19 protein-coding genes are annotated in these 21069 nt (G+C 63.2%); 6 read left to right on the top strand and 13 right to left on the bottom strand.

Annotation, left to right across the window (positions count from 1 at the left end; genetic code table 11):
• Nucleotides 1–11: 11 nt before the first annotated feature.
• Entirely contained in the window at nt 12–788 is a 777-nt protein-coding gene (murI, locus tag H1D44_RS11135; RefSeq protein WP_181514934.1) for a glutamate racemase, read from the bottom strand.
• Nucleotides 789–885: 97 nt separating this feature from the next.
• Nucleotides 886–1431, bottom strand: a complete 546-nt coding sequence (locus H1D44_RS11130) for a hemerythrin domain-containing protein (RefSeq protein ID WP_181515015.1) — start codon at nt 1429–1431, stop codon at nt 886–888.
• A gap of 184 nt (nt 1432–1615) precedes the next feature.
• Here H1D44_RS11130 and H1D44_RS11125 point away from each other — a divergent pair, with 184 nt between their 5' ends.
• The gene (locus H1D44_RS11125; RefSeq protein ID WP_181514933.1) at nt 1616–2959 is read left to right on the top strand and encodes a replication-associated recombination protein A; all 1344 of its coding nucleotides are present in this window, start codon (nt 1616–1618) and stop codon (nt 2957–2959) included.
• A gap of 59 nt (nt 2960–3018) precedes the next feature.
• Here H1D44_RS11125 and lolA read toward each other — a convergent pair whose 3' ends face one another.
• Both lolA and H1D44_RS11115 read right to left on the bottom strand, forming a co-directional pair.
• Nucleotides 3019–3645 (bottom strand): outer membrane lipoprotein periplasmic chaperone LolA, encoded by a 627-nt coding sequence (gene lolA / locus H1D44_RS11120; RefSeq protein WP_181514932.1) that lies wholly within the window; start codon nt 3643–3645, stop codon nt 3019–3021.
• Nucleotides 3646–3761: 116 nt separating this feature from the next.
• Nucleotides 3762–6923, bottom strand: coding sequence for a DNA translocase FtsK (locus H1D44_RS11115; protein WP_238984509.1), 3162 nt, complete (start codon nt 6921–6923; stop codon nt 3762–3764).
• Between the two features lie 203 nt (nt 6924–7126).
• Between H1D44_RS11115 and aat the strand changes: the two genes are divergently transcribed.
• The 3 genes from aat (at nt 7127) to infA (ending at nt 9017) form a co-directional block, all read left to right on the top strand.
• Nucleotides 7127–7870: a leucyl/phenylalanyl-tRNA--protein transferase gene (gene aat, locus H1D44_RS11110; RefSeq protein ID WP_181514931.1), complete on the top strand. Its 744-nt coding sequence runs from the start codon at nt 7127–7129 to the stop codon at nt 7868–7870.
• A 12-nt stretch (nt 7871–7882) separates the two neighbouring features.
• Nucleotides 7883–8632, top strand: a complete 750-nt coding sequence (locus H1D44_RS11105; RefSeq protein WP_181514930.1) for an arginyltransferase — start codon at nt 7883–7885, stop codon at nt 8630–8632.
• 166 nt (nt 8633–8798) lie between these two features.
• Entirely contained in the window at nt 8799–9017 is a 219-nt protein-coding gene (gene infA / locus H1D44_RS11100) for a translation initiation factor IF-1 (protein ID WP_010627817.1), read from the top strand.
• Between the two features lie 106 nt (nt 9018–9123).
• Here infA and clpA read toward each other — a convergent pair whose 3' ends face one another.
• From clpA to H1D44_RS11080, 4 genes are all read right to left on the bottom strand, one after another.
• Nucleotides 9124–11400, bottom strand: a complete 2277-nt coding sequence (gene clpA, locus H1D44_RS11095; RefSeq protein ID WP_181514929.1) for an ATP-dependent Clp protease ATP-binding subunit ClpA — start codon at nt 11398–11400, stop codon at nt 9124–9126.
• A gap of 140 nt (nt 11401–11540) precedes the next feature.
• Nucleotides 11541–11918 carry an ATP-dependent Clp protease adapter ClpS gene (gene clpS / locus H1D44_RS11090; protein WP_181514928.1) on the bottom strand — a complete coding sequence of 126 codons (378 nt, stop codon included), beginning with the start codon at nt 11916–11918 and terminating at the stop codon, nt 11541–11543.
• A 137-nt stretch (nt 11919–12055) separates the two neighbouring features.
• Nucleotides 12056–13312 carry an NADP-dependent isocitrate dehydrogenase gene (icd, locus tag H1D44_RS11085; RefSeq protein ID WP_181514927.1) on the bottom strand — a complete coding sequence of 419 codons (1257 nt, stop codon included), beginning with the start codon at nt 13310–13312 and terminating at the stop codon, nt 12056–12058.
• 115 nt (nt 13313–13427) lie between these two features.
• Entirely contained in the window at nt 13428–15665 is a 2238-nt protein-coding gene (locus H1D44_RS11080) for an NADP-dependent isocitrate dehydrogenase (protein ID WP_181514926.1), read from the bottom strand.
• Between the two features lie 282 nt (nt 15666–15947).
• Here H1D44_RS11080 and H1D44_RS11075 point away from each other — a divergent pair, with 282 nt between their 5' ends.
• Nucleotides 15948–16562 carry a pseudouridine synthase gene (locus tag H1D44_RS11075; protein ID WP_181514925.1) on the top strand — a complete coding sequence of 205 codons (615 nt, stop codon included), beginning with the start codon at nt 15948–15950 and terminating at the stop codon, nt 16560–16562.
• A complete protein-coding gene (locus H1D44_RS11070; protein ID WP_181514924.1) occupies nt 16559–17011 on the top strand; it encodes an NUDIX domain-containing protein in 453 nt (150 codons plus the stop codon). Before H1D44_RS11075 ends, H1D44_RS11070 begins: the two co-directional genes overlap by 4 nt.
• Before the next feature lie 77 nt (nt 17012–17088).
• Here H1D44_RS11070 and H1D44_RS11065 read toward each other — a convergent pair whose 3' ends face one another.
• From H1D44_RS11065 to H1D44_RS21320, 5 genes are read right to left on the bottom strand one after another with little or no spacing between them, the layout of a single operon-like run.
• A complete protein-coding gene (locus H1D44_RS11065) occupies nt 17089–17946 on the bottom strand; it encodes an alpha/beta hydrolase (protein ID WP_181514923.1) in 858 nt (285 codons plus the stop codon).
• Nucleotides 17947–17999: 53 nt separating this feature from the next.
• Complete coding sequence (locus H1D44_RS11060) at nt 18000–18185, bottom strand: rubredoxin (RefSeq protein WP_181514922.1); 186 nt, start codon at nt 18183–18185, stop codon at nt 18000–18002.
• Nucleotides 18186–18187: 2 nt separating this feature from the next.
• The gene (locus H1D44_RS11055) at nt 18188–20191 is read right to left on the bottom strand and encodes an alpha/beta fold hydrolase (RefSeq protein ID WP_181514921.1); all 2004 of its coding nucleotides are present in this window, start codon (nt 20189–20191) and stop codon (nt 18188–18190) included.
• A gap of 16 nt (nt 20192–20207) precedes the next feature.
• Nucleotides 20208–20528 (bottom strand): acyl carrier protein, encoded by a 321-nt coding sequence (locus H1D44_RS11050; RefSeq protein ID WP_181514920.1) that lies wholly within the window; start codon nt 20526–20528, stop codon nt 20208–20210.
• Nucleotides 20529–20581: 53 nt separating this feature from the next.
• Nucleotides 20582–20986 carry a fatty acid desaturase gene (locus tag H1D44_RS21320; protein ID WP_422671664.1) on the bottom strand — a complete coding sequence of 135 codons (405 nt, stop codon included), beginning with the start codon at nt 20984–20986 and terminating at the stop codon, nt 20582–20584.
• Between the last annotated feature and the right edge of the window lie 83 nt (nt 20987–21069).

The following is a 21069-nucleotide window of genomic DNA, read 5'->3' as shown; positions in this document are numbered from 1 at the left end:
AGAAGAGCGCCTCAGCCGACAGCCAGCAGGCGCGGCTCGGCAAAGTCATAGGCAGCCATGGCACGAGACAGGCGGACGTCAGGCGACGTTGCAAAGCTCTGGTCTTGCCCCAGCCGCGGTGCAGGGTCACGGGCCAACTGGGCAGTACGCCGCGCGATCGCCTCACTCGAATCCACCAACTGCACCGGCCGCGGCGAGGCAGCAGCGATGCGTTCGCGCAATAGCGGGAAGTGAGTACAGCCGAGCACCACGGTATCCAGATCCGCCGCCTCCCACAGTGGCGCTGTCACGGCTTCGATGACCGCAGCGTCCGGTTTCTCGCCGGCCAGAAGGCGCTCGGCCTCCCTGACCAGCGCATCGGCGGCGACGCGTGTCACCCGGCAGTCGGCGGCGAACGTCTCGATCAGCCGGTCGGTGTAGGGACGAGCCACGGTGGCACTGGTCGCCAGCAGGCCGATATGGCGGCTGCGGCTGAGGCCTGCGGCTGGCTTGATCGCCGGAACGGTACCTACCACCGGTACCGAGAGCTGAGCACGCAGTGCTTCCAGTGCCAGGGTACTGGCGGTATTGCATGCCACCACCAGCACACAGCAGCCGCTGGCGGCCACGGCTGCCTTGCAGACTGCGAGGATACGCGCCACCAGCCAGTCATCGGGGCGCGTACCGTAGGGCAGCATGGCATTGTCGCAGGCATATACCAAAGCGGCACCGGGCAAGCGGTGCCGCAAGGGCGGCACGACCGACAGGCCGCCAACGCCGGAATCGAAGATCAGTATCGGGCCGGGCATGACGAAAGGAAGCTCATGGACTCACTCGGCTGCTACGACAAACCGCTCATTCTAGCAGCATGCCGAGCGAGCTGAAGCCTTCTTTCGCCGCCTGGGGTCAGACTGCCGGCTCTGCGGTCTCGCGCAGCTCGGCGTAGAGTTCCGGATACGCCTCCTGAAGTCGCTCCAGCTTTGCCGCTGCCCCCTCGGGCAAGGCCTGGGCCAGTAGCTCCAGGTCCTGATCATTGAAATGCTCCCTGATCAGCGGGAAAAGCAGCTCGCGCTCATCGCGCAGGTAGATGCGATGCGCTTCGAGATAGGCCTTCAGATCCTCGGCAAAGCGGTCCATGGGCACCACGGCATCCATCAGGATCATGTCGATGTCCCCGGATAGCCGCATCAGGCGCTCGCGAAGGGCCTGGTAATCGCGGGACAATCGTTCGGTCAGCTCCCTGGTCTCGGGAGCGAGTGCTTGAAGCCGCTCTGAGCAGACCCGCTCCAGCGGGACGGTAAACTCCTCCATGTACTCGAGGATATAGTCGACGACTTCACGGACCAGCTGGAAATTGGGCCGATCTCCGGCTGCAAGCGTCTTTTGCTTGAGCTGAAGGACGTGCAACATGCGCGCCATGTTGGCATGATCCTGCCTCAGTTGGGTCAGCATGGGCATGTCGAGGCCTCCTCTGCGATGAGCGGGTATAGTGGTTGGAGTCGCGGGACGGGAGCAGGTTCAGTCTTGCCGCTACCAAGGTAAGGCAAGCCAGGGGGATGCTGTATCCACCCTAGACCTATTTTCACGATTGCGCACACCGCCCAAGGTCGTATTGTAAGCAGCAGGGAGTGAGTCCATGGATCTTTTCGGCTCGGCCACCGACGATTCCGCACCGCTGGCCTTTCGCATGCGCCCACGACGCCTGGATGACTACGTGGGACAGCAGGCGCTGGTAGGGCCGGGCAAGCCGCTCCGCCGCATGGCCGAGACCGGCGTGGTGCGCTCGATGATCCTGTGGGGTCCGCCCGGCACCGGCAAGACGACCCTGGCCGAAATCCTCGCCGAACACTCCGGTGCCAACCTGGAGCGACTTTCCGCGGTCATGGCGGGGGTCAAGGAGATTCGTGCCGCAGTGGAACGGGCCCGAGTCGTGCAAGCCCAGGGCCGCCCCACCCTGCTGTTTCTCGACGAAATCCACCGCCTCAACAAGAGCCAGCAGGATGCCCTGCTGCCCCATGTGGAGTCGGGCCTGCTGACGCTGATCGGCGCCACGACGGAAAACCCCTCCTTCGAGGTCAACTCGGCGCTGCTCTCCCGAGCCCGGGTGCACGTGCTGACTGCGCTGGACGAAGCGGAGCTGATCGAGGTGATGAGGCGTGCCCTGACCGATACGGAACGCGGGCTGGGCAAGCGAGGCATCATCGCCGATGAAGACGTGCTGGGTATCCTTGCCCGCGCCGCCGCTGGCGATGCTCGCCGCGCCTTGGGCATGCTGGAAACCGCCTGTGACTTCAGCGTCGCAGAGGGTAGCGGCGAGCGCCTGCCCCGGCAGGCCCTGGAAGCAGTGATCGGCCACCAGGCCAGCGCCTTCGACAAGCAGGGCGACCACTACTACGACCTGCTATCGGCGATCCACAAGTCGGTGCGTTCGTCACGCCAGGATGCGGCACTGCTGTATATGGCCCGCTTCATCCAGGGCGGCGGCGATCCGCTCGACGTGATTCGCCGGCTGGCGGCCATTGCCTCGGAGGATGTGGGCAACGCCGACCCCCGTGCCCTGCCGCTGGTGATGGCCGCCTGGGACGCCTACCTGCGCCTGGGGGACTACGAAGGCCAGCGTGCCATCGCCCATGCCGCCATCCACCTCTCCGTCGCTCCCAAGAGCAACGCCATCGATCAGGCCTGGAATCGGGCCAAGGCCTTCGCCGCTGCCCAGCCCCGCCTCGAGGTACCAAGCTACCTGCGCAACGCCCCGACCAAGCTGATGGAGTCCCTCGGCCACGGTCACGGTTACCGCTATGCCCATAACGAGCCCGAGGGATATCCGGCGGGCAGCGCTCACGACTGCTGGCCCGACGACTTGCCGCGGGAGGGCTTCTATCAGCCCAGCGAGCATGGCCAGGAAAAGCGCTACGCCCAGTTGATGGCCTGGCGCGCCGAACTGGATGCCCGCGCCGACCGGGACGACGCCGGAGAGTAGCCGAGTAGAGACAACAACGCCGCCTCGAGGGCGGCGCTTTGGGGGGACGGTTCGCTGGGTCAGTGAGTATCGCGGATCACGTCGGTCCCTTCGGGGATGTCGAACTGGAAGCGGCTATCGTCGATGGTGTGGTTGGTGCGTACCTCGCTGAACTCGATGACGGTCTCCTGGCCGGTGCTGTCGATCATCTGCAGCGCAGCCAGTTGCTCGCCACGGAAGGTCATGTGGAGCTCCTCGAACAGGGTATCGGGCGACTTCGGCACCAGCCGGAAGGTTTCGCTGCCGCCCTGCTGTTGACGGGTGACCTCGTAGCTCTCGGTCAGCTCGCGGGCACTGCCTGACAGCAGCAGCGCCGGCGTGTGGGTCACACGATGGTCCAGGGCCTGCACCGTGACCTGCTCCAGGTCGGGATCGTGGAGATAGACCTCGCTGCCGTCGGAAATCACCTCCTGCTGATAGGGTGCCGCCACCTCCCAGCGGAACTTGCCGGGGCGCGAAAGCCACATCTGGCCGTTGGCCTCCTGCAGGCGCTCGCCGCTGCCATCGAGGATCTTCTGCGCGAAGCGCGCCTCGACGGTTTCCAGCGGCTCCAGCATGCTCGTCAGGCGATCGGCGCCTTCACTGGCCAGTGCGATTGCCGGGGCGGCAAGAGTCAGGGCAAGTGCAGCCAGGGTCTTCTTGATCATCTATTTCTCTCCTTGAGCAGGGTCCAGGGGGATCCTGTCACTCGGACCCGCTGCGAGCCGGCGGGTTGCATGGTCACCGGCGCTTTCATGATTGCTGCATGGTTGCTGAAGGTGGATCAGTTGCCCACCGGCGGCGGTGCCAGCACCTCGCGGCCCCCGTTGGAGCCCATCGAGGAGACCACACCGGCCGCCTCCATGGCCTCTACCAGGCGTGCCGCCCGGTTGTAGCCGATCTTGAAGCGGCGCTGCACCGCCGAGATGGAGGCCCGCCGGCTTTCGGTGACGAACTGCACTGCCTCGTCGTACAGCGCATCCTGCTCTGCATCGCCGCCCCCCTCGCCGGCATCGGCCTCGAGCCCGGTCAGGGCATCCGCCGAGACGCCGCCGGAGAGGATCTCATCGATATATTCCGGTTCACCGCGACGCTTCCAGTCCTCGACGACCCGATGCACCTCGTCGTCATCCACGAACGCGCCGTGCACCCGGGTCGGCAGGCCAGCGCCCGCCGGCAGGTAGAGCATGTCGCCGTGGCCCAGCAGGTTCTCGGCACCGCCCTGGTCGAGGATGGTGCGCGAATCGACCTTGGACGACACCTGGAAGGCCATGCGAGTCGGGATGTTGGCCTTGATCAGCCCCGTCACGACATCCACCGAGGGCCGCTGGGTGGCCAAGATCAGATGGATGCCGGCGGCACGCGCCTTCTGCGCCAAGCGCGCGATCAGCTCTTCGACTTTCTTGCCGACAATCATGAACATGTCGGCGAATTCGTCGATCACCACCACGATGTAGGGCAGCTTCTCCAGCACCGGGGGCGGCTCGTGCATCTCCCAAGGCTGCGGCTCCCACAGCGGATCGGCCACCTGAGCACCGGCTTGCTCGGCCTCATCCAGCTTACCGTTGAAGCCGGCGATGTTGCGCACGCCCATGGCGGCCATCAGCTTGTAGCGGCGCTCCATCTCCGCGACGCACCAGCGCAGGCCGTTGGCGGCCTCCTTCATGTCGGTGACCACCGGCGCCAGCAGGTGCGGAATGCCGTCGTAGACGGAAAGCTCCAGCATCTTGGGGTCGACCATGATCAGGCGCAGCTCCTCCGGCGTGGCCTTGAGCAGCATCGAGATGAGCATGGCGTTGACGCCCACCGACTTGCCCGAGCCGGTGGTGCCGGCCACCAGCAGGTGGGGCATTTTGCCCAGGTTGGCCACCACCGGGCCGCCGCCGATGTCCTGGCCCAGCGCCAGGGTCAGCGCCGAGGCCTCCTGCTGGTAACGGTCGGAGTCGATCACCTCGCGCAGGCGGATCATCGCCCGGTGCGGGTTGGGAATCTCGATGCCCACCGTGGGCCGCCCGGGAATCACCTCCACCACGCGCACGCTCTTGACCATCAGCGAGCGTGCCAGGTCCTTGGCCAGGTTGCTGATCTTCGAGACTTTCACGCCGGCGGCCGGCTTGATCTCGAAGCGGGTGATCACTGGGCCCGGCCAAGTGTGCACCACTTCGGCCTTGACGCCATACTCGCGCAGCCGTGTCTCGAGCAGCTCGGCCATGTCGGCCAGCTGCTGGTCGGTATAGTTCCGCTGATGCGGCTCGGCCGGTGTGAGCAAGCGCAAGCTGGGCAGCTCGCCGTCAGGCTCCGGCATGTCCTCGAGCACCGGTCGCTGGCTCTGCAGGTGCTCTACCGTCCACAGCGTCGGACCTTCCGGCTCCTCGGCTGCCGCACGCGCCTGTTCGGCGGTCGCGACCTGAGGCGCCTGGCCCTCGGCGGAAGCCGCCTGGTCACGTGCCGTCGACTCCCGCCAGCTACGCAGCCCCTCGGCCTGGTCGCCATAGGCGGCCGGACGCTCTTCCGGGTCTGCGGCCGAAAGCGGTGCCTCGGGCGCCGCCTGAGCTGGCTCATGATGCGGATCTCTGGGCTGAATCGCCCGCTCTTCTTCGGCGCGCTCGAACTCATCCTCGTAGCTGTCGCCGCCTATATCGTCCCAGTTGAGGCGAGGCTCCTGGATATCGGCCGGCTCCTGGGGCTGCAGTTCACCGAGTTCGGGCTCGCGCCGTGGCGATGTCTGGCCGGTCACGGTTGCTGCGTCTCCCTCCGGTGCCTGCGGCTCTGCCGGCTGAAGATCGGCGGCGGCCTTCGCCTCCTGAGGACCATCAGTCACCGAATCCGGCTCGCCATCCTCCCGCTCTGCTTCGAGGGCGTCCGTCGCCCGCAGCGGCATGCTGGCGGCGGCAACCGGCTCGTCATGGCGGCTGGCCTTGAGTGCAGCGGCCGCGGCAAATGGCTCAGCGGCGCGAGTCGCACCGGGCTGAGCCTGCGGCAGTGAGGAGGTCGGGGCCGATCCGGTTCCTGGTGAGGGGGACGTATCGCCCCGTTGCGCTGTGTAGGCAGCCTCGGGCCGCTTGGCCGACGGGGTGCGCTCGGGAATGTCCCACGGGATGTCGGTATCGCCGTCGTCGCCGAATGTGGGCTCGAGGCCGGGCTCACGCTGCTCACCGGTATCGGGAGCCGGCTGCGTGCCACGACGCTGCCAGAAGCGCCAGCGCGGCCTGGTGGTCTCGACCGACGTCGCCGCTGATTCGGCTTCGGGCGCCTGCGGCTCGGCAAGTTCGTCGTCGTCCCAGTGCGGTTCGCTCCGCTCGCGCATCAGGCCGAACGGCGTCGCTGCCCAGCGCCACAGCCGCAGGAAGCCATGGCCGGTCTCATCCATCACCGTAAACCAGGAAACACCGGAAAACAGCGGAAAGCCGCACAGCATGGCCGCCACCGCCAACAGCCCGGTACCCCCCGAATCAACCAGCGGCACCAGGGCGCCGACCAGCCCCTCGCCCAGGATGCCTCCCGAAGCATAAGGCAGCGCGCTGTCGGGACTGTAGAAGTGCAGCGCCCCCAGCGTGGTCGTGCCCAGCAGCAGCAATACCAGGCCACCCAGACGCACGGCCACGGCCGTGGCGTCCCACTCGATCTGCACCTTGCGAGATCGGATCAGCCACCAGCCGGCGAACCCCAGCATGCCGGGCCACCACAGGGCGCTGGCACCGAACAGCGAGTAGAGTACGTCGGCCAGCCAGGCACCGAAGGGACCCATCCAGTTGGCGACATCGGTTTCCGGGCCACGCTGCGACCAGCCGGGATCCGAGGGCTGATAGCTGAACAAGGCCAGCAGCAGGAATACACACGCTGCCAGCAACACTATGATCGCCCCTTCCCGTGCCACGCCATGCAGATGGATAGCCAGGCGCCTGTTCGGTTGTTGGGGGCTCTCCTCCGTCGCTCGCCGCGGCACGCCCTTCTCCTTTGCACTCAAAATTCCCAACCCCCTCGCACCGCAAACAGCGGTGCCTTCCTGACACGCATGAAGCAGAATGAACTCAGCCGCCATCATACCGGGACTGCTGGCCCGGGCACAGTGGGCACGACAGTCGCTTGAGCCGGATCGACTCCGACGGCAGACTAGACTCATTCCAGTAAACCAAGAGCGCCATCCGAATGCTGCCCTGGCTCCCCGAGCACCCGGTGCATTTTCCTCCCGTCTCCCAGGCCCTGAGCCACCCGGAGGGCTTGTTGGCTGCCGGGGGCGAACTTACCCCTGCATGGTTACTGGCCGCTTATCGGCGCGGTATATTTCCCTGGTACAGCGATGACCAGCCCATCCTGTGGTGGTGCCCCGATCCGCGAATGGTGCTGTTCCTGGAAGAGCTACGGGTCACCCGCAGCCTGGCCAAGCGCGTGCGCAACGGCGGTTTCTCCATCACCTTCAACCAGGCGTTCGAGACCGTGGTCAGTGCCTGTGCCGAACCGCGCCAGGGCCAGCCAGGCACCTGGATTACCGAGGAGATGCATGACGCCTACGTGACGCTTCATCGCCTCGGCTACGCCCGCTCGGTGGAGGTATGGCAGCACAGGGAACTGGTCGGAGGGCTTTACGGGGTGGCGATGGGGCCCGTGTTCTTCGGCGAATCGATGTTCTCGCTCACGAAGGATGCCTCCAAGGTCGCCCTGGTCCACCTGGTGCACGTCATGCGCGCCGGCGGTGGTCGCCTGATAGACTGCCAGATGCACACGCAGCACCTGGCCAATTTGGGAGCGCGGGATATCGCCCGGGAAGATTTCATCAACTATCTTGAATCATGCCTGGCAACCCCAGGGCTCGGGGAAAAACCCTACCCACTGCCCTGCTGGGCACCACCCGATCAGCCCTCGCGCGTCGACCCCTTGACCGCTTTCAACTAGGAGGCGAATGAAGTGAGCAGCAATGCGCCTCGTCAACCAATACGGGATCTGCGCTTTTTCCTGACGGTGCCTCACGCCTGCAGCTACCTGCAAGGGCGAGAAGCCACCACCCTGTTCCTGGACCCCCAGGAATCCCACGGCCAGGGAATCTACGACTCACTTGCCCTGCTGGGATTCAGGCGCAGCGGACGCCACCTATACCGACCCCACTGCGAAGGCTGCAGTGCCTGCGTTTCGGTACGCATCCCGGTCGATGCCTTTGCTCCCGGGCGCAGCCAGCGGCGGCTGGCCAAGCGCAATGCCGACCTGCGCCTGTTCGAGCGACCGGCGCTCTTCGACGGTGAACACTATGTCCTCTACGAGCGCTATATTCGCCTGCGCCACTGGGATGGGGACATGTACCCCCCGAGCCGAGAACAGTACCGTACCTTCCTGACCCTCGAGGAACCCTATTCCCGGCTCCTCGAATTCCGCCTTGGCGAACGTCTGCTTGCCGTTTCGGCCTTCGACCGGCTTGAGCACGGGCTCTCTGCGATCTATACGTTCTTTGACCCGGACCCGGCCTTTGACCGGCGCTCGCTGGGCACTTTCGCCGTACTGAGCCTGGTTGAGGCGGCCCATCGCGAGGGTTTGCCCCACGTCTACCTGGGCTACTGGATTCGTGAGTGCCGCAAGATGTCCTACAAGGAGGCCTACCGCCCCCTGGAAGTACTCGAGGGACGCCACTGGCGGCGCCTTATGCCAACTGGTTCTTCGCCCTGATACGCTCAGCTTTGCCTTGAAGCCCGGCTTGCGGCACAATATCGCGCTATCCTAGAGGCCGAGCGTACGTTTCGGTGCGCACGGCTCCTGCAATACGGCAAGCATGGTGCGCAGACCCATCGGCCGGATTCATGAAGACCAACGTCATCAGCGAGGAACCGCCTATATGGCACGTGAAGACCATATCGAAATGGAAGGCGTCGTCGTCGATACCCTTCCCAACACCACCTTTCGCGTCGAACTGGAGAACGGCCACGTCGTGACAGCCCACATTTCGGGCAAGATGCGCAAGAACTACATCCGCATCCTCACCGGCGACAAGGTCAAGGTCGAGTTGACTCCCTATGACCTGACCAAGGGCCGCATCGTCTACCGCTCGCGCTGAACGTCTGGTCGCATCGGCGGCACCACCAAGCGGCCCCTCTCCCAGACACGACAACGCCCCGTCCGAAGACAGGGCGCTGTGCGAAGGTCGAGGCAGTCAGGTAACGTCAGGGGGCGTCGGCCAGCTCCGACTCCGTGGAAAGATGCAGCTCGCCATCCTCCACCGTGACGTGCACCACCCCGCCGTGTTCGGATAGCTCTCCGAACAGGATCAGCTCTGCCAAGGGCTTTTTGAGCTTATCCTGAATCAACCTCGCCATGGGCCTTGCGCCCATGCTGGGGTCGTAGCCCTGCTCGGCCAGCCAGTCGCGCGCGGCCATGTCCACATCCAGCTGTACCCGCTTCTCGTCGAGCTGCGCCTGCAGCTCCACAAGGAACTTGTCCACCACGCTGCGTACCACCGAAGTGGGCAGGGAGTGGAACTGGATGATGCCGTCCAGGCGGTTGCGGAACTCCGGCGAGAAGGTCTTGCGAATCACTTCCATGGCATCGGAAGAATGGTCCTGGGTCTGGAAGCCGATCGAGCGACGAGCCTGCTGCTCGGCCCCGGCATTCGAGGTCATGACCAGGATCACATGGCGGAAGTCCGCCTCGCGCCCGTTGTTGTCGGTCAGGCGGCCATGGTCCATCACCTGCAACAGCAGGTTGAAGACTTCCGGATGCGCCTTTTCGATCTCATCGAGCAGCAGCACGCAGTGTGGCTGCTTGGTGATCGCCTCGGTCAGCAGACCACCCTGGTCGTAGCCGACATAGCCCGGAGGGGCACCGATCAGCCGCGACACGGTGTGACGCTCCATGTACTCCGACATGTCGAAGCGCACCAGCTCGATGCCCATGATCCGCGCCAGCTGTCGGGCCACTTCGGTCTTGCCCACCCCGGTAGGGCCGGCGAAGAGGAAGCTGCCCACCGGCTTGTCAGGCGCCTTGAGCCCGGCCCGCGACAGTTTGATCGCCGCGGAGAGACCGTCGATCGCCTCGTCCTGACCGAACACCAGCATCTTGAGGTCTCGATCGAGATTCTCGAGCAGCTTGCGGTCGGAGCTGGAGACGCTCTTCGGCGGAATCCGCGCGATGGAGGCGACTACCGCCTCGACCTGATCGACGTCGATGGTATCGACCCGCACTTCCGGTGGCAGCAGGCGCTGGTGGGCACCGGCCTCGTCGATCACGTCGATGGCCTTGTCGGGCAGGTGGCGGTCGTTGATGTAGCGATCCGCCAGGCGTGCCGCGCTCTCGAGTGCAGCATCGGTGTACTTGAGGTGGTGGTGCTCCTCGAAGCGCGAACGCAGCCCCCTGAGGATGCGTATGGTGTCATCCACCGACGGCGCCATGACATCGACCTTCTGGAAACGACGCGCCAGCGCCCGGTCCTTCTCGAAGATGCCGCGGAACTCCTGGAAGGTGGTGGAACCGATACAACGCAGATCCCCCGAGGAAAGCAGCGGCTTGAGCAGGTTGGAGGCATCCATCACCCCACCGGAGGCCGCCCCGGCGCCGATCACCGTATGGATCTCGTCGATGAACAGGATCGCGTTGGGTTGCTTCTTGAGCTCGGCCAGCAGGCTCTTCAGGCGCTTCTCGAAGTCACCGCGATACTTGGTGCCGGCCAGCAGCGCGCCCATGTCGAGAGCGTAGACCACGGCGTCGCCGATCACCTCGGGGACATCTTCCTCGACGATGCGCTTGGCCAGGCCTTCGGCAATGGCGGTCTTGCCCACGCCGGCCTCTCCCACCAACAGCGGGTTGTTCTTGCGCCGCCGTGCGAGAATCTGGATCACCCGCTCGAGTTCGTGCTCACGCCCGATGAGCGGATCGATCTTGCCCATCCGCGCCTGCTCGTTGAGGTTGGTGGCATAGCCAGTCAAGGGGTTGGTGCTGGTCTCGCCGGCCCCCTCCTCGGCTTCCTCGGCCTCGTTGGGAGCGGAGGACGGGCTCTGGCCGTGGCCGGCCACCTTGGATATCCCGTGGGCGATGTAGTTGACCGCATCGACCCGGGCCACATTCTGCTGTTTGAGGAAGTAGACCGCCTGACTTTCCTGCTCGGAGAAGATGGCAACCAGCACGTTCGCGCCGGTTACCTCGCTCTTCCCGGAAGACTGAACGTGGAAAACGGCGCGCTGCAATACGCGCTGGAAGCCCAGCGTCGGCTGGGTCTCGCGGTCACTCTGGTCCTCAGGGATCAGAGGCGTGGTGGAATTGATGAAATCCTGCAGGTCGGACCGCAACTTGTCGAGGTTGGCCCCACAGGCTCGCAGCACGTCCGCCGCTGATGCGTTGTCGAGCAATGCCAGCAGCAGGTGCTCCACGGTCATGAACTCGTGGCGCTTGGAGCGTGCCACGGTGAATGCCGTGTTCAGGGTCAGTTCAAGTTCTTTGCTCAGCATGGCAGTCCCCTTCTCGCCGCTTAGGGCTTGCATCGGATCTTTCGTGGTCCGGCACCTTCAACATCGGGCACAAACGCTGCCGTTGCAAGTCTCTTCACTCAACGACTGCCATTCCCACCCCGTCTCGAGCAGACCGGGAGTCAGTCCGCCGCCTCGATATCACTGAGCAGCGGGTGCTGACATTCTCTTGCATATTGATTGACCTGATGGCTTTTGGTTTCCGCGATATCGCGGGTAAAGATGCCGCAGGTTGCCTTGCCACGGGTGTGCACCGTGAGCATGACCTGCACGGCAGTCTCGCTATCCATGTGGAAAAAACTCTGCAGCACCTCCACCACGAATTCCATCGGAGTGTAGTCGTCGTTGTGCAGTACCACCTTGTACATCGGCGGGCGCGCCACCTCCGGGTCGGACGCCTGGGTCGCCAGATCGCCCTCTTCCTCGGGACGTGTAGGTCGCGTCATGCCCGCCATGGCGCCGACCGCCTCCCTCGCGCTCAGGTCTTCATTCTTGAACATATGAGCTACACACCATCTCGACAAGCCGGCCTTCAGGCGTCTCAGGTTAGACGGGAACTGGCCGGCAGGGTTCAGGTTGATACGTAAAAGGCCCCCGTCCGCCTGGCGGAAGGGGGCCCCGATGGGTTCGGCGTCGCTTACATGTTGTCGGCGACGGCCTGACCGAACTCAGAGCACTTCAGGAGTTTGGCATCGTCCATCAGGCGATGGAAGTCATAGGTGACCTCGCCCTTGGAGATGGCCTTCTCCATGCCCTGCAGCACCAGGTCGGCAGCCTCGACCCAGCCCATGTGGCGCAGCATCATCTCGGCGGAGAGAATCAGTGAGCCCGGGTTGACCTTGTCCTGGCCGGCATACTTCGGCGCGGTACCGTGGGTAGCCTCGAACATGGCCACGGCGTCAGCCAGGTTGGCGCCCGGTGCGATACCGATGCCGCCCACTTCCGCCGCCAGCGCGTCGGAGAGGTAATCGCCGTTGAGGTTCAGGGTGGCGATGACGTCGTACTCGGCCGGACGCAGCAGAATCTGCTGCAGCATGGCATCGGCGATGACGTCCTTGACCACGATGGTCTTGCCGGACTTGGGGTTCTTGAACTGCATCCACGGGCCGCCGTCGAGCAGCTCGGCACCGAACTCCTCCTTGGCAAGCTCGTAACCCCAGTCCTTGAAGGAGCCCTCGGTGAACTTCATGATGTTGCCCTTGTGCACCAGGGTCACCGACTCACGGTCGTTGTCCACGGCGTACTGCAGGGCCTGACGTACCAGGCGCTTGGTACCCTCGACGGAAACCGGCTTGACGCCGATGCCGCAGTTTTCGGGGAAGCGGATGTTGGTGACACCCATTTCCTCGCGCAGGAACTTGATCACCTTGTCGGCTTCGGCGGTACCCGCCTTCCACTCGATGCCGGCGTAGATATCTTCGGAGTTCTCGCGGAAGATCACCATGTCGACGTCGGCGGGCTTCTTGACCGGACTCGGCACGCCCTCGAACCAGCGCACCGGGCGCAGGCAGGTGTACAGGTCGAGCTTCTGGCGCAGGGCCACGTTCAGCGAGCGAATGCCACCGCCCACAGGCGTGGTCAGCGGCCCCTTGATGGAGACCACGTAGTCCTTGACGGCTTCGAGAGTCTCTTCGGGAAGCCAGGTGTCCGGATCGTAGACCTGAGTGGCCTTCTCACCGGCGTAGACCTCCATCCACTCGATCTTGCGCTCGCCGCTGTAGGCTTTCTGCACGGCCGCATCGATGGCAATCATCATCGCCGGCGTCACGTCCACGCCAATACCGTCACCCTCGATGTACGGGATGATCGGATTGTTCGGCACGTTCAGGGTGTTGTCGGCGTTGACGGTGATCTTCTCGCCGCCTTCAGGGACGACAATTTTCTGGAACCCCATTGAGAACTCCCCTGTCTGGTGTGTTCAGTGGAGCGCGGAGTATAGCATTGTCGACCCTACCGGCCCATATGACCTTAGGCCCCCCGTGCGCCGGCCGGCGCACGGGGGTTGCCCATCAGCCCTTGGCGACCATCGCCAAGGCCTCGTTCAAGGTCTTGCTCGGACGCATGACCGCGCGAGCCAGCTCAGCGTCGGCATGGTAATAGCCCTTGATGTCCACTGGCTGGCCCTGCACGCCATTGAGCTCCTCGAGGATGGTCGCCTCCTTCTCCTTCAAGGTCTCGGCCAGGCGCCCGAACAGCGCCTTGAGCTTGGTGTCCTGGTCCTGGGCAGCCAGTGCCTGAGCCCAGTACAGTGCCAGGTAGAAGTGGCTACCCCGGTTGTCCAGCTCACCCACCTTGCGCGATGGCGACTTGTTGTGCTCGAGGAACTCACCGATGGCCTTGTCCAGCGCATCCGCCAGCAGCGTGGCCCGCTCGTTGCCGAACCGCTTGGCAAGGTGCTCGAGGGAGGCGGTAAGCGCCAGGAACTCACCGAGGCTGTCCCAGCGCAGATGGTTCTCTTCGAGCAGCTGCTGCACGTGCTTGGGCGCCGAGCCGCCAGCGCCGGTCTCGAACATGCCGCCACCGGCCATCAGCGGCACGATGGAGAGCATCTTGGCACTGGTGCCGAGTTCCATGATCGGGAACAGATCGGTGAGGTAGTCACGCAGGATGTTGCCGGTCACCGAGATGGTGTCGAGGCCACGGATCACGCGCTCCAGGGTGTAGCGCATGGCGCGGACCTGGGACATGATCTGGATGTCGAGACCGCTGGTGTCATGATCCTGGAGGTAGGTCTTCACCTTCTTGATCAGCTCGTTCTCGTGCGGGCGGTAGGGGTCGAGCCAGAACACCGCCGGCATACCGGAATCGCGGCAGCGCTCCACGGCCAGCTTGACCCAGTCGCGGATCGGCTCGTCCTTGACCTGGCACATGCGCCAGATATCGCCCTGCTCCACGCTCTGCGAGAGCAGCACCTCGCCGGTTTCCAGATCGGTGATGTTGGCGACGCCGTCCGCCGGCACCTCGAAGGTCTTGTCGTGGGAGCCGTACTCCTCCGCCTTCTGAGCCATCAGGCCGACGTTGGGCACGGTGCCCATGGTGGCCGGATCGAAGGCGCCGTGCCATTTACAGAAGTTGATCATCTCCTGGTAGATGCGCGCGAAGGTAGACTCCGGGATCACCGCCTTGACGTCCTTCATGCGGCCATCGGCACCGTACATCTGGCCGCCGGAGCGGATCATGGCCGGCATGGAGGCGTCGACGATCACATCGCTGGGCGAGTGGAAGTTGGTGATGCCGCGGGCCGAGTCCACCATGGCCAGCTCCGGACGCTGGTCGTGGCAGGCGTGCAGGTCGCGGATGACCTCCTCACGCTGGGATTCCGGCAGGGTGTCGAGCTTGTCGTACAGATTCACCATGCCATTGTTGACGTCGACCCCAAGCTCCTCGAACAGCTCACCGTGCTTCTCGAAGGCCTCCTTGTAGAAGATCTTGACGCAGTGGCCGAACACGATCGGGTGCGATACCTTCATCATCGTGGCCTTGACGTGCAGGGAGAACATCACGCCGGTCTTGCGTGCGTCCTCGATTTCCCGCTCGTAGAATTCGCACAGCGCCTTCTTGCTCATGAACATGCTGTCGATGATCTCGCCTTCGAGCAGCGCGACCTTGGGCTTGAGCACCAGCGACTCGCCGCTGTTGGTGATCAGCTCCATCTTCACGTTACGGGCGCGGTCCAGCGTCATCGACTTCTCGCCGTGGTAGAAGTCGCCACCGTGCATGTGCGATACGTGGGTGCGCGAGGCCTGGCTCCACTCGCCCATGGAGTGCGGATACTTGCGGGCGTACTCCTTGACCGCCTTGGGTGCACGGCGGTCGGAGTTACCCTCACGCAGCACCGGGTTGACGGCACTACCCTTGACCTTGTCGTAGCGCGCCTTGATCTCTTTCTCTTCGTCGTTCTTCGGCTCGTCCGGGTATTCCGGCAGTTTGTAGCCCTGTCCCTGCAGCTCCTTGATCGCTGCCCTGAGCTGCGGCATGGAGGCACTGATGTTGGGCAGCTTGATGATGTTGGCTTCCGGCGTCTTGGCCAGGGCGCCCAGTTCGGCAAGGTGGTCCTCGACGCGCTGCTCGGCGGTCAGGTAATCGGGGAACTGGGAGAGTATCCGAGCCGCCAGGGAGATGTCCCGGGTTTCCACCTCGATACCCGCGGCGTCGGTGTAAGCGTCGATAATCGGCAACAGCGAATGGGTCGCCAGCGCAGGCGCTTCGTCGGTGAACGTATAGATAATCTTCGGCGTTTTTGACATGGTGGCTTTGATCTCTCTGGTCGCTGCGGTGGCAATAACTGGAACGGTTGCGCGCACTCACGATGCCTGAAACGGGGTCCCTGGGTGCTCCACCTACGGTTCTCATCTGGCGGGGGATGCGCTTGGCATCGTCCCGGTGGCGGAGTCACGACAGGCCCGTAACGACGAGGGCGCTCCCGGCGAGCGTGCGCATTATATCAGCCCGTCCGTCTCGGCGTATGGTCAATAAGACTGACACGCCCCCTCTCCCACCCCGCCCCACTTGCCGGTAAGCTTGTCCCCATGAGCGCCATCTATCTGTTGCACAAGCCCTACCGCATGCTCTCGCAGTTCACTGATCGCTGCAGCGAGGGTGAAGCTCCGCGGGCGACCCTGGCGGACGTCATCGACGTGCCGGGCGTCTACGCGGCCGGACGTCTCGACTATGATTCTGAAGGCCTGCTCCTGCTCACCGACGATGGCAGTCTGATCCATCGCATCAGCGACCCGCGCCACAAGCAGCCCAAGACCTACCGAGTGCAGGTCGAAGGAGAGCCCGATGAAGCGGCGCTGGCCGCACTGCGCAAAGGTGTGGCACTGAAGGACGGCAGGACCCGACCAGCCAAGGTTCGACGCCTTGCCGATGCCGGGCTACCCCCGCGCAGACCGCCGCTGGACCCGAAGCGACACCCGCTGACGACCTGGCTGGAGCTGACCATCAGCGAAGGTCGAAACCGCCAGGTCCGGCGCATGACGGCTCACGTCGGGCACCCCACCCTGCGCCTGGTTCGCGTCGCCATCGGCCCCTGGCGCCTGGACGGGCTGATGCCAGGGCAGTGGCGCAAGGAGACGCTACACGCCCCGCGTAGCACGACCCGGCGACCGACGCGTCACAAAGGTAGAGGAGAACAACGATGAGCCGCTGGCACCCGCACGTCACCGTGGCTACCGTGGTAGAGCGCGCCGGCCGATTTCTGATGGTTGAAGAATCGCCGAGAGGCAGCCAGACCACCTTGTTCAACCAACCTGCCGGTCACCTCGAACCCGGAGAGCGACTCAGGGAAGCAGCCCTGCGCGAGCTGCGCGAGGAGACCGCCTGGCAGGTCGGCATCACCGACTACCTCGGCCTCTACGTCTATCAGGCGCCCAACGGCGACACCTTCCACAGCCATGGCTTCTTCGGCATGGCCCTGGCCCACCTGGGCAACCCGCTCGACCCTGCCATCGTCGGGGTGCACTGGCTGACCCTTGATGAGGTCGAGGATCTCGAGCGCCAGGGACGCATGCGCAGCCCCTTGGTGCTGCGCCGCATTCGAGACGCGATGGCGGGGCAATTCTACCCCATGGATGTCGTTCATGAGCGCTGAGGCGTGACACGGCAATACCCGTGCGGTCCACCTCCCGTCAGGTGATCGATATCGGGATGCCCGTGACGAGCCGAACATTACGCCGAGGGGGCGAACGGCTTCGTGCGCGCTTTTACCCAGTCGATCACCTGACTGATCATCCGACTGTCACCGAGAATGCGGTTGTGACCGCCTGAATCCAGCCAGATGGCCTGGGCCGAGGAGGCACGCTGGTTGGCCCGGGCATCCGCCACCGGCACGATCGCATCGTCCTCGGCATGTACCAGCAGGGTCGGGAGCATCAGGCTCGCCAAGGCCTTGTCGACCCGATAGCGATCCAGGGGCTCGCCCAGGCTTGCGTTGATGCGCGTGACCATGACCTCTTGGGCACGGCGGCTCAGGCCTTGCTGGCTGGCTTGGGCCAGGGCGTAATCCTTGGCGGTGCGGGGTGAGGCAATCAGCGCGACGCTGCCTGGCTGCAGGCCATGGTCCTCCATGGCCAGGACACTCATGGCCCCCCCCACTGAATGAGCAATGACGACTTGGGGCTTACCGCCCAGCCGAGCGGTCTCGGCAATCGCCTGCGCCAGCAAGGGCAGCGGCGCCTTGTTTCCCTCGGCCTCGCCGTGGGCAGGCAGGTCGAGTGCCGCGACCGCATAGCCGGCCTCCAGCAACGGTTCGACGAAGCCCCCCATGGCGAAGTGATCCCGCTCCCAACCGTGCACCAGCAGCGCCAGCGGTCCCGTACCCGCTGTCCAGACAGGAACCCGATGCCCCTGGACTTCAACATGCCGGCACTCGAACCCGGAAAACGCGGTGGACCAGTGCCGCCTGCTGTTGTTCGGACGGGGACACAGGAACGCCCGCGCACCAATCTTGCCGAAGTAAGTCGGCATCACAGCGGAGAGGGTACCCACAACCCCCTGTTGCAGGCGTGCTGACAAGAGTGTGCTCATTGCTCTGCCCCTTTGCTTGCGCAGTCGTATATTCCGTTTACTGGGCTTCCGGCTCAAAGACGAACCATCTCGAACTCTTCCTTGGCCACGCCGCATTCCGGACATACCCAATCATCAGGTATATCCTCCCAGGCGGTCCCGGGAGGAATCCCGGCATCGGGGTCCCCGGCTTTCTCATCGTAGATCCAACCGCAGATCAGGCACATCCACAGGCTGGACTGAACCGTTGTGACCGACATGTTCAGACAACCTCCGCCGCAATGTTCCGGGTAGGCCCACTCGTGGGATCAAGGGCCGCGAGAAAGTCCGTCACGAGGGCAATTGCCCCCATATCGGAGAGAATGCGCACATGCCCCACGCCTTCAACGGCCTGAAACGTTACCTCAGGCAGGTGCCGGGCTATATGTTGCGCTTCGCATACGGGCACTACGTCATCCGCTTCGTCGTGCAGCACCAGGAATGGCACGCTCAGCTTCTGCCCCAGTTGCGGTATGTCCCAGTGCTCGACCGGTACACCGTTGCGCCTCCAGAGTTCGGCATGCATGGCATGACGGACTGCAGGATCCATGGGTAATACCTGCCGTGACCAGCGCTGAATGACGGCTGGCAAAGTGGCTGGCGCGCCCAGCAGGCATACCCCTCGTACCCGGTGCTCCCGACCGAGCTCGGCAAGAGCTCCGGTACTGGCGATACCACCGAGGGAATGGGCAACGATCCCCACCACATCCTCCAGGGTGGTTATCGCTGCCTTTACCGCATCCTTGAACTCGGTCATCGTGGTGACACTGCCGGGTGATACACCATGCGCAGGAGCGTCAAAGGCGGCCACCTTGAACCCTTGCTTCTGAAGCGCACCAGCAAAGCTATACATGCTACTGCTGTTAGCCCCCCAGCCATGCACCAGCAGGATCGTGCCCTTTCCCTTTCCCCACAGGTAGCCATGCTGAACACTCGTAGTTCCACCAATGGCAAAGCGCTTCGCCCCCAGCGGCAGCACATCCTTGGGCCGCTTCTTGATCATCCCTCGGGTATAGCCAAAAGCATCGGTGGCCTTGCGCCCCGCTGCCTTGTTCGAAAAGAGAGCAAGGCCACCGATATACAGCCTGAGCAGGCTGGGTTTTGCCGGAGTGTAAGGAGCCTCCTTCGCAGGATCCACAACGGGAACCGTAACTTTGTCGGAAATATCTCGGGGTGTTTCATCCAGCGGTTCATAATAACCCTTCACCGGATCATAGAGGTGGCAATAACGCGCCACTCTCCAGACATCCTTGATGCTGAGAGGCTTTTCGCGGACCATGCCCGGGTAAGCGGACTTGAGGGCGGCCTGAGCCTCCATGAGGTTGTAGTGAGGAATAATGGGAGCAACATGGTGAGCCGTGTGCACGGTAATGTAGTTGGTCAGAAATAGCAGCCACCGGGGATACATGTAGTCAGTCGTCAGCAGCAAGCCACTACCATTGAACGTCCAGTGTTCCTTGGTCAGAAAAGGGGTTTCATCACTGATATGATGCATCATGGTAGTCAGGCTGAACCAGGCATGAATGGCCAACCATGGCATCAGGAAGTAAAGAAAGAAGCCACTGATGCCGGTAAAATATATCAGTGCAGGCAGGCCAATGGCAGCCACGACCGCTACAAAAAGAATAGATCGACGCACCTCGTTGCGTGCCTCCATCTTGGCAAACATGCTGGGCCTGAACCCAGAGTGGCGCTGATAATTCACCGTCCCCAACCAAAATAGCCAACTCCGGGTGCTGCCATAGACAAATTTTTCCCAGCGTGACATCCGCTGATATTGAAGTCGCGTAACCGGACGCCAGTCTGTATCCAGCTCCAAACTGTTGGTATGGGAGTGATGCAGATTATGCATGTGGCGCCAGCCATGGAAAGGATAGAGCAGCGGGATGAGTGAAAGATGCCCAATGATAGCGTTCAGCTTTCGGTCACGAGAAAAAGAGTGATGGCCACAGTCATGGGCGACGCAAAATAGTCCCCACCCACCAAGACCGGCCAACAGCCAAAGTGGCAGGTAGAATAACCAGTGCGGCGCATGGGCTATTGCCACCAGGGCGCCAATATATACGGCATAGCCGGTAAAGAAACTCAACATTCCACGCATGAGCCGTGGTTTATATAGATTCTTGGGAATGGCATCAGCCAGACGCACCCCTTCCAGTTTCTGGCTGTCGTCAAGCAGGCGCTGGAACTTGGGGGAGATCTGTTCCGGCATATTGAAAGTGGCCATGGCAGTTCTCCTGAGACTAGGCTTCGCTGGTAACAAGTTCACTGGCGAGATAGCGGGTCAGCTCATCAATGCTGCGGTGCTCGAACAGGAGCGCCGGAGAGAGACGCTGTTCAAGGAATTTTTCCAGGTCTCCGGCTACTTGAACTGCGACTATCGAATCCAGCCCGTAAGAATCGAAGCTACGGTCCGTTTCAACATCCGCCGGGTCAATCTTCAATTGCTTGGCCATGCGCTGGACCAACCAAAGTTTGATGCTGGCCTCCGTGATTTCCACGGGTTCTTGCTTCTTCTCGGCAAAGCTCAAGCGATTCACCAAACTCTTCATGAATGTCGACATACTGGCTCCCTCCTTATTGTGATTAGGCTGAGGCTTCATCAGAAACCAAAGGCTCAGCTAGAGATTCTCTTCATTCGTACCTTGTCGATCATGGCTGCACTGGGAGAGCGCAGGTCCCAGACAATCCCAAGTCTGCCCAACAAGGTGAGCACCCAGCCGGAAAGATCCGGTTCGTACCACTTCACTCCGTGGCGGTACCACGAAGGAAATGCGTGGTGGTTATTCTGCAACCCCTCGCCAAAGGTGAGGGCAGCCACAAACCAGTTGTTGGTGCTATGGTCTCCCGTCTCGAACGGACGACTGCCGTAACGATGGCATACCGAACCCACGGCCCAGGCAAACTGGTTCGCGACGAAAATCCTCGCCAGCCCCCCACATATCCCTCCGGACCATGCACCCTGCCAGCTTTGGGTAAGGACACCACCGATAGTCGCAGGCAAGACAATGCCCGCTATCACCCAGAACGGCGGTCTCAAGTCCCAAGCGCAACACTATTGAAGGGTGTCCGGTCCAGCGACTGATTTCTTGAGCACCTCGGAAT

Source organism: Billgrantia kenyensis (assembly GCF_013697085.1).
GTDB lineage: Bacteria > Pseudomonadota > Gammaproteobacteria > Pseudomonadales > Halomonadaceae > Halomonas > Halomonas kenyensis.
Note: the sequence above shows the minus strand (reverse complement) of the source record. Positions and strands in the feature narration are given on the sequence as shown.

Coding starts and splice junctions, on each gene's coding strand:
- murI (WP_181514934.1), bottom strand. CDS start 788: ATGCCCGGCCCGATACTGATCTTCGATTCCGGCGTTGGCGGCCTGTCG.
- H1D44_RS11130 (WP_181515015.1), bottom strand. CDS start 1,431: ATGCTGACCCAACTGAGGCAGGATCATGCCAACATGGCGCGCATGTTG.
- H1D44_RS11125 (WP_181514933.1), top strand. CDS start 1,616: ATGGATCTTTTCGGCTCGGCCACCGACGATTCCGCACCGCTGGCCTTT.
- lolA (WP_181514932.1), bottom strand. CDS start 3,645: ATGATCAAGAAGACCCTGGCTGCACTTGCCCTGACTCTTGCCGCCCCG.
- aat (WP_181514931.1), top strand. CDS start 7,127: ATGCTGCCCTGGCTCCCCGAGCACCCGGTGCATTTTCCTCCCGTCTCC.
- infA (WP_010627817.1), top strand. CDS start 8,799: ATGGCACGTGAAGACCATATCGAAATGGAAGGCGTCGTCGTCGATACC.
- clpA (WP_181514929.1), bottom strand. CDS start 11,400: ATGCTGAGCAAAGAACTTGAACTGACCCTGAACACGGCATTCACCGTG.
- clpS (WP_181514928.1), bottom strand. CDS start 11,918: ATGTTCAAGAATGAAGACCTGAGCGCGAGGGAGGCGGTCGGCGCCATG.
- icd (WP_181514927.1), bottom strand. CDS start 13,312: ATGGGGTTCCAGAAAATTGTCGTCCCTGAAGGCGGCGAGAAGATCACC.
- H1D44_RS11080 (WP_181514926.1), bottom strand. CDS start 15,665: ATGTCAAAAACGCCGAAGATTATCTATACGTTCACCGACGAAGCGCCT.
- H1D44_RS11075 (WP_181514925.1), top strand. CDS start 15,948: ATGAGCGCCATCTATCTGTTGCACAAGCCCTACCGCATGCTCTCGCAG.
- H1D44_RS11070 (WP_181514924.1), top strand. CDS start 16,559: ATGAGCCGCTGGCACCCGCACGTCACCGTGGCTACCGTGGTAGAGCGC.
- H1D44_RS11065 (WP_181514923.1), bottom strand. CDS start 17,946: ATGAGCACACTCTTGTCAGCACGCCTGCAACAGGGGGTTGTGGGTACC.
- H1D44_RS11060 (WP_181514922.1), bottom strand. CDS start 18,185: ATGTCGGTCACAACGGTTCAGTCCAGCCTGTGGATGTGCCTGATCTGC.
- H1D44_RS11055 (WP_181514921.1), bottom strand. CDS start 20,191: ATGGCCACTTTCAATATGCCGGAACAGATCTCCCCCAAGTTCCAGCGC.
- H1D44_RS11050 (WP_181514920.1), bottom strand. CDS start 20,528: ATGTCGACATTCATGAAGAGTTTGGTGAATCGCTTGAGCTTTGCCGAG.